Raw genomic sequence first — 12,850 nt, forward strand, 5'->3', positions numbered from 1 at the left:
AGACAGATCTACGTGAGCAACGGAAGTCCCGGCTGAATTCAAGATTGGATGTCGAATAAGCCCACTGTTCTTGCTTCGTGATCCGAAGATGACTTTTTGAACTTCCTCTAGTAAAGGTCTTTTACTTGTCACTATGAATGGACTATGTTATAATTTTTTTGGCAATCATGAAGATAGAACCGTTGTTTAAAGAGTGGGGAAACCCACTCTTTACTCTTTGGTATACAGGAATGAACCATTATGGAGGTAATGTACGCTTGAGCACACCGAAGATCAAAGCGACCGTGGAGCAAATGGTCACGCCTTATTTGGAGGAAAACGGCTTTGAACTGGTCGACGTGGAATACGTCAAAGAGGGGAGCAATTGGTTCCTCCGCGTGTTCGTAGATAAGGATGGAGGCATCGACATCGATGACTGCGGCCGCATCAGCGAATACCTAAGCGAAAGACTTGATGAGAACGATCCGATTCCGTCGGCTTATTTTCTGGAGGTGTCTTCACCCGGCGCGGAACGCCCGCTGAAGAAGGCTGAGGATGTGTCCAAGGCGGTCGGAAAAGACGTGTTTGTTACTACATACGAACCGGTAGACGGCCTTAAAGAGTTTGAAGGCCGGCTTCTTTCCTTTGATAACGATGAACTTGTCGTGGAAATGGGGAAGAAAAGTCACGCCATTCCATATAGCAAAGTCGCCAGCGCCCGATTGGCCATCATTTTTTAAGGATATAAGCAGCGTGAAACGGCTGGTTCAGCCGCCGACCTTGCTTGTATCGCCGGATTATGCCGCGGGAGGCGCGGCCTGAGCTTGTTGCGGGAAGCGAAAGTACGTCGCTATGACGTTTTTACTTTAGTGTGACCTACAGGGGACTATGAAAGGGGGAACTCGAGGCAAATGAGTATGGATTTTATCGAAGCCTTGAATGAATTAGAAAGGGAAAAAGGGATCAGTAAGGACATTTTGTTCGAAGCGATTGAAGCTGCGCTGATCTCGAGCTACAAGCGCAACTTTAATACGGCGCAAAACGTGCGTGTGGATATGAACCGCCATACCGGCGCGATCAAAGTGTACGCCCGCAAGCTCGTGGTTGAGGAAGTGCTGGATCCGCGCACCGAAATTTCGCTGCCGGCGGCCCGCGAGATCAACCCGAACTACCATCTTGACGATATTACCGAAATCGAAGTAACGCCTCGCGATTTCGGCCGTATCGCGGCACAAACCGCCAAGCAAGTGGTGACGCAACGAATCCGCGAAGCCGAACGGGGACTTATCTACAATGCATTCGTAGAGAAGGAAGAAGATATCGTGACCGGGATCGTGCAGCGCCAGGATTTGCGCAACATTTACGTCGATCTTGGCAAAATCGAAGCGCATCTGCCTTTGAACGAGCTGATGCAGGGCGAGAAGTTCAAGCACGGCGATCGGATTAAAGCCTACATCACGAAGGTGGAGAATACGACGAAAGGGCCGCAGATTTTGCTGTCCCGCACGCACCCCGGATTGCTGAAACGATTGTTTGAGCTGGAGGTGCCGGAGATTTTCGACGGCGTGGTGGAGATTCGTTCCGTTGCCCGCGAAGCCGGCTTCCGGTCCAAGATTGCCGTTTATTCCCGCAACAGCGAAGTGGATCCGGTCGGTTCCTGCGTAGGCCCGAAAGGCACGCGCGTGCAGACGATCGTAAACGAGCTCCGCGGGGAGAAGATCGATATCGTTCGTTATTCGGAAAGCGTCGAGGAATACGTAGCGAATGCGCTTAGCCCGTCTAAGGTGCTTGAGGTGCAGGTATTTGAGGCGGAGAAGATGGCCCGCGTGATCGTGCCGGACTATCAGTTGTCGCTGGCGATCGGCATCAAGGGGCAAAATGCCCGGTTGGCCGCTAAATTGACCGGTTGGAAAATCGATATCAAGAGCGAAACCCAAGCGGAAGAGGAATTCGGAAGAGAAAGAACCGAACAAGGCGAACTGCCTCAAGATTCCATCTCCGTGGACTAACGGGGGGCGGTAAGAATGAAGCAACGAAAAGTCCCGCTGCGCAAATGCGTGGCCTGCCAGGAAATGATGCCCAAGAAGTCGTTGATCCGCATCGTACGCTCGCCGGAGGGCGAGGTATCGATCGACCTCACGGGCAAAAAATCGGGGCGCGGCGCGTACCTGTGCGGCAAAGCAGCCTGCTTCAAGCTGGCGAACAAAACCCGTGCGCTTGACCGTGCGTTGAAAGCGCCGGTAGGCACCGAGGTTTATGAACAGCTGGCTCGCGATTTTCTGGCCGTTGAGGAAGAGTTCCTGGCAAGTCAAGCGCGGGAAGAGGATGAAGATGAATAAGCAACCGTTATCCGGACTTGGCTTGGCCATGCGGGCCGGCAAGCTGGTAACCGGGGATGAAATCGTAACGAAAGCGATCCGGACTGCGGAAGCCAAGCTGGTGATCGTGGCCGGAGACGCGTCTGCCAATACTCAGAAGAAGTTCCGCGATAAATGCGGGACCTATAACATCCCTTTGATGATCGGATTCGACCGGGAGCGGCTCGGATCCAGCGTCGGAAAGCCGGAACGCGTCGTTCTGGCTCTGACGGATCAGGGATTTGCCGATATGATTCGTAAAGCAATCGTGAAAACGTCGGAGGTGGAGTATATTGAGTAAACAAGAAAAACAAGATAAGCTCAGGGTGTACGAGTATGCAAAGTCACTCAACATGAGCAGCAAAGAAATTATTACGATTCTTAAGCGCCTTAATATCCCGGTCAACAACCACATGAGCGTCATGGAGAACGATACCGTCGGTCGTGTGGAACAGTTTTTTAAGGATATTAAGAGCAACGCCGCTGCAAAGCGCGAGAATTCGGGACGTACTGAAGCTTCCGCCAAATCGCCGGCTCCGGCTTCCGCAGGAGGAAGCCAAACACCGAAAACATCGGCCGGAGAAGGTTCCGGCACTCGTGGAGAACAAGGACGTCAAGTTCAGGGTAACCATCAAGGGCAAGGAAGAAACCAAAATCAACAAGAAAAGCAGGTAAGCATGAATAATAGACCGAACCAAACTCAAAATGTAAAGAACGGCAGCACCGCTGTCCAGGAAAGAAACAACCGTCCCAATGGCGGAAATCAGCAAAGTCGTACAAATGGCGGAACTCAACAAAGCCGTCCGAGTGGCCAAAACGCAGGGAATTCCTCCTCGGCAAACCGTGCCCCGGGGGGCAATCGCGGACCGGGCCAAGGCAGCGGCGGACCGCGCAATGACGCAGGAAACCGGCAAGGACAAGGCGGGGGGAACCGTGGCCCGCAGCAACAAAACCGCAGCTTCACGCCGGGCAATAACAACGGCGGCAACAGCAGCGGCGGAAATGGCTTCGGCGGCCGATCCCAAGGGGGTCAAGGCAATCAAGGCGGCCAAGGACAAAGAAAAGGGAACAACAATAACGGTGGCGGCAGAAGCGGGCGAGGATATGACGACAACCGGAGCGGCAACTTCAAAAACAACCGCGGGGGTAAAGGCGGACGCGGCGGAAGAGGCGGACAGCAGCAGCCTCCGCGCGAGAAGATCGACAATACGCCGAAGAAAATTATCGTACGCGGTACGATGACGGTGGGCGAAACCGCCAAACTGCTGCATAAGGATGCTTCCGAAGTCATCAAAAAGCTGATTTTGCTCGGCGTGATGGCAACGATTAACCAAGAGCTGGACATTGATACAATCCTGCTCTTGGCGGGCGATTTCGGCGTTGAAGTCGAAGTGAAAATTCCGGTCGAGGAAGACCGTTTCGAAACTTTGGAAGAGGTTGACGACGAAGCGGACTTGAGAGAACGTCCGCCGGTCGTGACGATCATGGGCCACGTCGACCACGGGAAAACGACGCTGCTTGACGCCATCCGTTCAACGAACGTGACGGGCGGGGAAGCCGGCGGCATTACCCAGCATATCGGCGCCTATCAGGTCGAGATCAACAATAAGAAAATTACGTTCCTCGATACCCCGGGTCACGAAGCCTTTACGGCGATGCGTGCCCGCGGTGCCCAGTTGACCGACATTACGATTATCGTGGTTGCGGCAGACGACGGCGTGATGCCGCAAACGGTCGAGGCAGTCAACCATGCCAAGGCGGCAGGATTGCCGATCATCGTGGCCGTCAACAAGATCGATAAGCCGGATGCCAATCCGGATAAAGTGAAGCAGGAATTGACAGAATATGAACTTGTACCGGAAGAATGGGGCGGCGACACGATTTTCGTCAATGTTTCGGCGAAGCAAAAACTGGGTCTGGAAGGCTTGCTTGAAATGATTCTGCTGGTAGCGGAAGTGAACGAATACAAAGCCAATCCGGACAAACGCGCCCGGGGGGCGGTCATCGAAGCCGAGCTCGACAAAGCCCGCGGTCCTGTAGCCCGCGTGCTGGTACAGCACGGCACGCTTAAGGTCGGCGACGCTTTCGTGGCAGGCAACTGCTTCGGACGCGTTCGGGCGATGGTCAACGACCGGGGACGCCGCCTGAAGGAAGCGGGGCCGTCGACGCCGGTGGAAATTACCGGTCTCAACGAAGTGCCGCAAGCCGGCGATCCGCTCATGGTGTTCGAGGACGAGCGCAAAGCCCGCTCGATCGCCGATAAACGTGCGATTACGCAGCGGCAGTCCGATCTTGGCGTCAACACCCGCGTCACGCTGGATGATTTGTTCCGCCACATCAAAGAAGGCGAGATCAAGGATCTGAACGTCATTATCAAAGCCGACGTGCAGGGTTCGGTCGAGGCGCTCAAAGGCGCGCTCGAAAAAATCGAGGTCGAAGGCGTACGCGTGAAAATCATTCACAGCGGTGCCGGAGCGATTACCGAATCCGACATTATCCTGGCGTCCGCATCGAACGCGATCGTCATCGGTTTCAACGTCCGTCCGGACAGCCAGACAAAGGCCACGGCCGAACAGGAGAAGGTGGACATCCGCTTGCATCGCGTCATTTACAATGCGATCGAAGAGATCGAGCAAGCGATGAAGGGGATGCTTGATCCGGTTTACAAAGAAACCGTCATCGGCCACGCCGAAGTCCGCAATACGTTCAAAATCAGCAAAGTGGGGACGATCGCAGGCTGTATGGTTACTTCCGGCAAAATCACCCGCTCGGCGGAAATGCGCTTGATCCGCGACGGGATTGTAGTATTCGAAGGCAAGATCGATTCTTTGAAACGTTTCAAGGACGACGCCAAAGAAGTCGCTCAAGGTTACGAGTGCGGGATTACCCTGGACAATTACAACGACCTTAAAGAAGGCGACGTGATTGAGGCGTTCATCATGGAAACCGTTGAACCGAAGTAAGGTGGGGTGTCATAGATGGCCAAAAATCGTACCGGCCGCGTAGGCGAACAGATTAAGAAAGAACTAAGCGTGCTCATCCAGAGTGAACTGAAAGATCCGCGCATCGGTTTTGTCACGGTGACCGGGGTTGATGTGACAAGCGATTTGTCGCAGGCCAAAGTTTACCTCAGTGTGTTCGGGGACGAAGAGAAGAAAAACGAGTCGCTCAAAGGTCTCGAAAAAGCCAATGGTTTTTTGCGAACCGAGCTCGGCAAGCGGATCCGGCTGCGCCATACGCCGGAGCTGATCTTCAAAATCGACGAATCCATCGCTTACGGAAGCCGGATCGAGAAGCTTCTTGGCGATATAACGCACGAGCAAGAAAAATGATTCTAATAGAGATCAAAAAATCGGGTTTTCAGCACCGAGAAGGTTGGATGAAGCTAGGGTCTGAGTAGCGGAGCCTACGTGAGCAACGGAAGGCCCGGCTGAATTCAAGATTCGATGCCGAATCAAAATCTTGATTTGCTTCGAGATCAAGAGCCGATTTTTTGATTACCTCTAAAAGGAGGCGGCAATGCTGACCATTGAACGGGAGCTGCGTCAGAGCAAGGAATTTCTGATGGAGCATGATCATTTCCTGGTAGTGTCGCATGTTCAGCCGGACGGAGACGCAGTCAGTTCCACCCTAGCGGTGGGCTGGCTTCTGTCATGTCTGGGTAAAAAATACGTTATGGTCAACGAAGGGCCGATTCCGAAGCGGATGGGTTATTTATGGCAGGCGGAGCAAATTCGCGATCTATCGGCCGAGCCGCTGGATCGGAAATTCGATCATGTGATATGCGTCGACTGCGCCGATTTCAAACGGGTCGGGAAAACGAAGGAATTCTTTGCCGAAGGGGCCCGATTGCTGAATATTGATCATCATCCAACCAATGACCGCTATGGCGCAGTCAATTTAGTGGTGCCGACGGCGGCTGCTACCGCAGAGATTTTATTCGAACTTATTCTTTATATGGGGCTTGAATTAAATGAGCCGGTAGCAACGGCCATTTATACCGGTTTGCTTACCGATACCGGCGGCTTCCGTTATTCGAATACGTCGCCGAAAGTGATGGCTGCGGCCTCGAAGCTGCTTGAATACGGCGTGGACGGGCCAGGGCTGTCGGAGCTGTTGCTGGAGCAAATGACGCTGCCGCAACTGCGTTTGCTCACGCGGGCTTTAAACGGCCTTCAGCTCAGCGAGGACGGCAAAATCAGCTGGGTGGCCGTGTCCGACGATGATTTGCTGGCGACCGGCGCGGTTCATGAGGATATGGAAGGCATCGTCAACTATCCCCGAAATATTCAAGGGGTAGAGGTCGGGCTGTTATTTAAAGTGATTGACGAGCACGCCGTCAAAGTCAGCATGCGTTCCGCCGGCAAGGTTGACGTTGCCCTGGTAGCCCAAAGCTTCGGCGGCGGCGGCCATGTCCGGGCAGCCGGAGCGCGGATCGAAGGAACGCTGGACAGCATCGTTCCACGGGTCCTGGAGCAGGTGAGGTTGCAGTTATGAAGCCGTATGAAGGCATTTTGCCCATCCACAAGCCCGCCGGTTTTACTTCCCATGATGTGGTCGCCAAGTGCCGCGGCATCTTGAGAATGAAACGCATCGGTCACACCGGAACGCTCGACCCTGCCGTAACCGGCGTGCTGCCTTTATGTTTGGGCCGGGCGACGCGAATGGTAGAGTACTTGCAGGAGCTGCCTAAGGAATACGAAGCTACGCTGGTATTGGGTCTGGCAACCGATACGGAGGATTTGACCGGCAATGTCGTTGAACGGGCAGAGCAGGTATCGGTTACGGAAGAGGCGGTCCGAAGCGTGCTGGAACGGTTTGTCGGGACTATTTCGCAAATTCCGCCGATGTATTCCGCTTTGAAGCAGGACGGCAAACGGCTGTATGAGCTGGCCCGGGAAGGCAAGGTCGTGGAACGAAAAGCCCGCGAGGTCACGATTTATGAGCTGGAGCTGACCGGCTTCCGTCCGGAGGGGCCGCATCCGCAGGTATCGTTCCGGGCGTTATGCTCCAAAGGCACCTATATCCGTACGCTATGCGTCGATATCGGCCGAGCCCTTGGCGTGCCTGCGGCGATGACGGAGCTGAAGCGGACGATGTCCGCAGGCATGACGGAACGGAGCTGCCTGTCCCTGGAGGACGTGGCTCGTTACGCGGCGGAAGGGAAGCTCCAGGATTATCTGCTGCCGGTAGACAAGGCGGTGGAGCATCTGCCCGCGCATACGGTGTCAGCGGAGAAGGTAAAAGCGGCTTTGCAAGGCCAGCGATTATCTTCTGCGGTTGTGTCCCCGGCGGTCAAGCGGGGGGAGACCATCCGGCTTTATGATCCGGAACAGCAGTTTTTAGGCATTTTCCAGGTAGAAGAGGAGACGCTGGCCGTGAAGGCGGTCAAAGTGTTTTTACCTGAACAGGCCACGTAAGCAATGCGCCAATCCGAGGGAAATTGCAGGTGAGACGATATGGAAACGATAAGGTTATCTTATCCTTTAACAGAACAATTTATTGACAAAAATGCAAGGTCGCAGGTGTTGGCCATCGGCCAGTTCGACGGCCTGCATTTGGGGCATGCCAGCGTCATCCGGTCCGCCGTGCAGCTGGCGGCCCGCATCGGGCTTCCCGCTTCCGTGATGACGTTTCACCCGCATCCGAAGGAAGTCATGAAGAAAGGCGATTATGACGGGTATTTGACGCCGCCTCAGGAGAAAGAACGTATTTTGCGCGAGCTGGGCGTAGATTATGTCTATATCGTTGAGTTTAACGATGCCTTTTCCCGGGTAAGCCCGCAAAATTTCGTAGCCGGCATCCTGGTGCCGCTGCAGGTCCATACGGCCGTCGTCGGCTTTGATTTCCGTTACGGTTACCGGGGCGAGGGAGATGCCGGCATCCTGCGCGAACTGAGCGACAACTCGCTGGACGTCCATACGGTACCGCCTTTCCTGATCGACGGGGAGAAGGTAAGCAGCTCGGGCATTCGCAAAGCGCTTCAGGAGGGCGACATCGAGCTGGCCAACCATTGGCTGGGCCGGACGTATGCGCTGAAGGGAACCGTGATGCACGGGGAGAAACGCGGACGGCAGCTCGGCTTTCCGACCGCCAATCTTAAGCTGGAGGAGCACTACGTGGTGCCGGCCAGCGGCGTCTATGCCGTTCGGGCGAGCCACAACGGCAACACGTATGCGGGAGTGATGAACGTTGGCGTCAAGCCTACCTTCCATAACGACGGCAAGGTATTTTGGCTGGAGGCTCATCTCTTCGATTTCTCCGGCGATATTTATGACGAAAGCCTGTCCGTGGAGCTGATGCATTATATCCGGGCGGAGCGCAAGTTCGGCTCGTTGGACGAACTGATCGCGCAGATCGGCAGGGACGCGGAAACGGCAAAAGGTTTGCTGGCCGCGGCCGAATAATCGCCTAGCGTCCAGCGTTCGGAAGAGCATTTACTTTTGCCCATAAGCTATGGTATACTATGTAACGTTGTCGCGGTTGAGTAGATTTGCTGCCGGACAACGAGAACCTTGGCTTGGTTGCGCGGTTTCACCGCCGGCGACGAGGCTAACGGCGATTTGAGATAAAGGAGGTGAACAGGATGGCATTGACTCAAGAACGTAAACAACAATTGATCCAAGAGCACAAAACTCATGAATCCGATACCGGATCCCCAGAGGTACAAATTGCTATCCTTACGGAGAACATCGTGAATTTGACGGACCACTTGCGTACGCACAAGAAGGACCATCATTCCCGTCGCGGTCTTCTGAAAATGGTTGGTCAACGTCGTAAGCTGTTGGCTTACTTGAAGAACAAAGACGTAAGACGTTACTCCGCTTTGATCGAGAAGCTTGGATTGCGTCGTTAATTTGACATTTGGCATAAAAGCAGCCTAGTTGCATGGCGGACGCTGGCGAAGCGTACGGTGTGCGGCCGGGTTGCTTTTTACAAATTAGGGCGATGATAAGATTGTAGCCATAAGCTCCGTCAGGAGCTTTTGTTGTGAGCGGAAGTTTACGGCGAAGCCGCGCAAATCTATCTTCGCACGAAAAACTACGGGGTATTGCGTAACAACGAGGGTCCTTTTTCTTATGAATTGGGGCAAAGCAGGAAATAATGAACTCAGTACCGAACTTGTATTGGTGATAAGGAGGGATTTCATGGAGAATCAAGTGAAAATGCAGTTAGGGGGAAGACCTCTAATCCTGGAAACCGGCCGCCTGGCCAAGCAGGCCAATGCGGCGGTTATGGTGCGATACGGCGATACGGCGGTCCTTTGTACCGTAACGGCGTCGTCGGAACCGAAAGACCTGGATTTTTTTCCGCTGACCGTCAATTATGAAGAAAAGCTGTATGCAGTCGGCAAAATTCCCGGCGGCTTCATTAAACGGGAAGGACGTCCGAGCGAAAAGGCGATTCTGGCCAGCCGTCTGACCGACCGTCCGATTCGTCCGCTGTTCCCGGAAGGATTCCGCAACGACGTGCAAATCGTCAATCTCGTGATGAGCGTGGATCAGGATTGCGAGCCGGAAATTGCGGCGATGATCGGTACTTCGGCGGCGCTTAGCATCTCCGACGTGCCGTTTAACGGCCCGATCGGCGGCGTTGCCGTAGGACGCGTGAACGGCAAATTCGTGATTAACCCGGACGTGGCACAGCAAGAAGCCAGCGACATTTATGTGGTCGTTGCCGGTACCAAAGACGCGATCATGATGGTTGAAGCCGAAGCGAACGAAGTGCCGGAAGAGGTTATGCTGGAAGCGATCATGTTCGGCCACGACGAGATCAAGAACATCGTTGCCGCCATCGAAGAGCTTGTGAAAGTAGCCGGCAAAGAGAAAATGCAAGTTAAGCTTCATGCCGTCAACGAAGACGTGAACCGGGATGTACGCGCTTTTGCGCAAGACCGTTTGGTGGAAGCCGTGAAAATTGCCGAGAAGCATGCTCGCCAGGATGCGATCGACGCGATCAACGATGAGACGGTGGCTCATTTCGAGGAGAAATACATAGAATCGCCGGAGCTGCTTGCCGATGTAAAAGAAGTGCTGCACGACATCGTCAAAGAAGAGGTGCGCCGATTAATCACCCATGACAAGGTACGTCCGGATGGGCGCAAGCTGAGCGAGATTCGTCCGATCGAATGCGATATTAGCCTGCTGCCGCGTACGCATGGTTCCGGGTTGTTCACGCGCGGGCAAACGCAAGCGCTGAGCGTATGTACGCTTGGGGCGCTGGGCGATGTGCAAATCCTCGACGGAATCGATTTGGAAGAGTCCAAACGCTTCATGCACCATTATAACTTCCCGCCGTTCAGCGTAGGCGAAGCTCGTCCGCTGCGGGCACCGGGCCGCCGCGAAATCGGCCATGGCGCTTTGGGCGAACGCGCGCTGTCGAAAGTCATTCCGCCGGAATCCGAATTCCCGTATACGATCCGTCTCGTTTCGGAAGTGCTGGAATCCAACGGCTCCACCTCCCAGGCGAGCATTTGCGCGAGCACCTTGGCGATGATGGATGCGGGCGTACCGATCAAAGCACCGGTAGCCGGAGTTGCGATGGGTCTGATCAAAGACGGCGAGCATGTTTCGATTTTGACCGATATCCAGGGGATGGAAGATCACCTCGGCGATATGGACTTCAAAGTTGCCGGTACCGCGGATGGCGTGACGGCGATCCAGATGGATATCAAAATCGACGGCATCGACCGGCAGATTTTGACCGATGCCTTGTCGCAAGCCAGAGACGGGCGGATGTTCATCCTGTCCAAAATGATGGAACGCATCCAAAAGCCGAAGGAGCATTTGTCTCCGTATGCGCCTAAGATCGTCATCATGAACATCAACCCGGATAAAATCCGCGACGTGATCGGGGCCGGCGGCAAAATCATCAACAAGATCATTGAAGAGACCGGCGTAAAAATCGATATCGAACAAGACGGCCGCGTATTTATCGCTTCCACCAACGAAGAGATGAACAACAAAGCCCGCTCGATCATCGAAGGCATCGTGAAGGAAGTCGTGGTTGGCGAAATTTATGTGGGTACCGTCAAACGGATCGAAAAATTCGGCGCATTCGTGGAAATTTTGCCGGGCAAAGACGGTTTGGTCCATATTTCCCAGCTGTCGACCGAACGCGTCGGCAAAGTGGAGGATGTGGTTGCCATCGGCGATACCGTGACGGTGAAGGTCACTGAAATCGACAATCAAGGCCGCATCAATCTTTCCCGCAAAGCGGTATTAACCGCCGATACGGAAAGTTCCACGAAGTAAAGAACCCTAACCAAAGCAGCTGCAAGATATGCGGGAAAAGAGACAGAATACCAACATTCTGGCTCTTTTTTAATGCGCTTCGGTCCGCGAACCCTAGGCCATTTGCTAATTTCTGCATAAATCCGGGCTTGTCAACATATGATGGGGACTAAAACGGTTGAAGGGATGAGCCTAACATGGGTCGGAACAAGTTCGCCATCATCGCGATATGCATCGCCTTTGTCATGATATTAGGCCAATTTGCCGGGATCCGGGCGTTTGTGAACGGGAGCGGGGACTCGGAGCGCGGCAGCTATGCGTTCAGGCTGTTCAATGATATCGTCGACGGCCGGCAAGAGAAGAATGACGGAACGCCAAACGGCGGCAAAAGCGAACTTGAAGACGACCTGCTAGCGAAGATCCGCGAGGAGGGCGCCAAACGGTGGATTGCGCCGATAGATGCCGTGGTGGATCGGGTTTGGAAAGCCGTGCCGGGATACAACGGGCGGGAAGTGGATATCGAGCGAACCTATGCGAAGGCCAAACAGTTGCCGGAGGGTGCGGAGATCGAATACGTGTACCGGGAAATCAAACCGAAGGTGAGCCTGGACGACTTAGGTGCACAGCCGATTTACCGGGGCAACCCGAACAAGCCGATGGCGGCGTTCATGATCAATGTGGCATGGGGCAACGAGTATCTGGTTCCGATGCTGGACACGTTGGACAAGGCCAATGTACAGGCCACCTTTTTCCTCGATGGCAGCTGGCTGAAGAAGAACGGAGAACTGGCCGCCGAAATCAAGAAACGGGGGCATCAGATCGAAAATCACGCCTATTCGCACCCGAACATGAGTCAACTGGAAGCCTCCCGGGCCCGGCTGGAGATATCCAAAACCAAGGATTTGCTAAAAGAGAAACTCGATGTCGACAACCGTTGGTTCGCTCCGCCATCCGGCGATTTCAATATGCAAACCGTCAAGCTGGCCGCCGAGCAGGGATTAAAGACGGTGCTGTGGACCGTGGACACGGTGGACTGGCAAAAACCTCCGGCATCCAGCATCGTCAGCAAAATCAGCAGCAAAGTAGGACCGGGCTCGCTTATTTTGATGCATCCAACGGCTTCCAGCCGCGATGCCTTAAGCGACATGATCCGGGTGATCCGCAGCAAGGGGCTGGCGCTTGGAACGGTGGAGCAGACGCTCTCTCCTGATCGGGTCGAAGTTCCGCAGAGTTGAGCTGGACGCCTTTTTTTGGTAGGATAGGGATGCATTTATTAACCGA

General features: G+C 54.3%; 12 protein-coding genes. All 12 read left to right on the forward strand.

The features are described 5' to 3' along the window. Positions 1-257 precede the first annotated feature (257 nt). The gene (gene rimP, locus ACQ4N8_RS10115) at positions 258-719 is read left to right on the forward strand and encodes a ribosome maturation factor RimP (RefSeq protein WP_430704233.1); all 462 of its coding nucleotides are present in this window, start codon (positions 258-260) and stop codon (positions 717-719) included. Positions 720-890: 171 nt separating this feature from the next. Beyond that, positions 891-1,988 (forward strand): transcription termination factor NusA, encoded by a 1,098-nt coding sequence (gene nusA / locus ACQ4N8_RS10120; RefSeq protein WP_430704234.1) that lies wholly within the window; start codon positions 891-893, stop codon positions 1,986-1,988. Between the two features lie 15 nt (positions 1,989-2,003). Then, positions 2,004-2,318, forward strand: a complete 315-nt coding sequence (gene rnpM / locus ACQ4N8_RS10125) for an RNase P modulator RnpM (RefSeq protein ID WP_430704235.1) — start codon at positions 2,004-2,006, stop codon at positions 2,316-2,318. Next, on the forward strand, positions 2,311-2,637 hold the full coding sequence (locus tag ACQ4N8_RS10130; RefSeq protein WP_430704236.1) for a L7Ae/L30e/S12e/Gadd45 family ribosomal protein: 327 nt from the start codon (positions 2,311-2,313) through the stop codon (positions 2,635-2,637). Before rnpM ends, ACQ4N8_RS10130 begins: the two co-directional genes overlap by 8 nt. After that, entirely contained in the window at positions 2,630-5,299 is a 2,670-nt protein-coding gene (infB, locus tag ACQ4N8_RS10135) for a translation initiation factor IF-2 (RefSeq protein ID WP_430704237.1), read from the forward strand. Before ACQ4N8_RS10130 ends, infB begins: the two co-directional genes overlap by 8 nt. Before the next feature lie 15 nt (positions 5,300-5,314). Beyond that, positions 5,315-5,668, forward strand: a complete 354-nt coding sequence (gene rbfA, locus ACQ4N8_RS10140; protein ID WP_430704238.1) for a 30S ribosome-binding factor RbfA — start codon at positions 5,315-5,317, stop codon at positions 5,666-5,668. A gap of 187 nt (positions 5,669-5,855) precedes the next feature. Next, on the forward strand, positions 5,856-6,833 hold the full coding sequence (locus tag ACQ4N8_RS10145; protein WP_430704239.1) for a DHH family phosphoesterase: 978 nt from the start codon (positions 5,856-5,858) through the stop codon (positions 6,831-6,833). After that, the gene (truB, locus tag ACQ4N8_RS10150) at positions 6,830-7,756 is read left to right on the forward strand and encodes a tRNA pseudouridine(55) synthase TruB (RefSeq protein WP_430704240.1); all 927 of its coding nucleotides are present in this window, start codon (positions 6,830-6,832) and stop codon (positions 7,754-7,756) included. Before ACQ4N8_RS10145 ends, truB begins: the two co-directional genes overlap by 4 nt. 39 nt (positions 7,757-7,795) lie before the next feature. Further along, positions 7,796-8,743, forward strand: a complete 948-nt coding sequence (locus ACQ4N8_RS10155) for a bifunctional riboflavin kinase/FAD synthetase (RefSeq protein ID WP_430704241.1) — start codon at positions 7,796-7,798, stop codon at positions 8,741-8,743. Between the two features lie 179 nt (positions 8,744-8,922). Beyond that, complete coding sequence (gene rpsO / locus ACQ4N8_RS10160; protein ID WP_018752384.1) at positions 8,923-9,192, forward strand: 30S ribosomal protein S15; 270 nt, start codon at positions 8,923-8,925, stop codon at positions 9,190-9,192. 292 nt (positions 9,193-9,484) lie between these two features. Beyond that, a complete protein-coding gene (gene pnp, locus ACQ4N8_RS10165) occupies positions 9,485-11,590 on the forward strand; it encodes a polyribonucleotide nucleotidyltransferase (RefSeq protein ID WP_430704242.1) in 2,106 nt (701 codons plus the stop codon). 176 nt (positions 11,591-11,766) lie between these two features. After that, positions 11,767-12,804: a polysaccharide deacetylase family protein gene (locus ACQ4N8_RS10170; RefSeq protein ID WP_430704243.1), complete on the forward strand. Its 1,038-nt coding sequence runs from the start codon at positions 11,767-11,769 to the stop codon at positions 12,802-12,804. The last annotated feature ends 46 nt before the right edge of the window (positions 12,805-12,850 follow it).

The organism is Paenibacillus macerans, assembly GCF_050565405.1.
Classification (GTDB): domain Bacteria; phylum Bacillota; class Bacilli; order Paenibacillales; family Paenibacillaceae; genus Fontibacillus; species Fontibacillus macerans_B.

Bases quoted from the DNA above. Each gene is read 5' to 3' on its own strand.
- ACQ4N8_RS10170 (WP_430704243.1), top strand. From the start codon at position 11,767: ATGGGTCGGAACAAGTTCGCCATCATCGCGATATGCATCGCCTTTGTC.
- nusA (WP_430704234.1), top strand. From the start codon at position 891: ATGAGTATGGATTTTATCGAAGCCTTGAATGAATTAGAAAGGGAAAAA.
- ACQ4N8_RS10155 (WP_430704241.1), top strand. From the start codon at position 7,796: ATGGAAACGATAAGGTTATCTTATCCTTTAACAGAACAATTTATTGAC.
- rbfA (WP_430704238.1), top strand. From the start codon at position 5,315: ATGGCCAAAAATCGTACCGGCCGCGTAGGCGAACAGATTAAGAAAGAA.
- truB (WP_430704240.1), top strand. From the start codon at position 6,830: ATGAAGCCGTATGAAGGCATTTTGCCCATCCACAAGCCCGCCGGTTTT.
- ACQ4N8_RS10145 (WP_430704239.1), top strand. From the start codon at position 5,856: ATGCTGACCATTGAACGGGAGCTGCGTCAGAGCAAGGAATTTCTGATG.
- pnp (WP_430704242.1), top strand. From the start codon at position 9,485: ATGGAGAATCAAGTGAAAATGCAGTTAGGGGGAAGACCTCTAATCCTG.
- rnpM (WP_430704235.1), top strand. From the start codon at position 2,004: ATGAAGCAACGAAAAGTCCCGCTGCGCAAATGCGTGGCCTGCCAGGAA.
- ACQ4N8_RS10130 (WP_430704236.1), top strand. From the start codon at position 2,311: ATGAATAAGCAACCGTTATCCGGACTTGGCTTGGCCATGCGGGCCGGC.
- rpsO (WP_018752384.1), top strand. From the start codon at position 8,923: ATGGCATTGACTCAAGAACGTAAACAACAATTGATCCAAGAGCACAAA.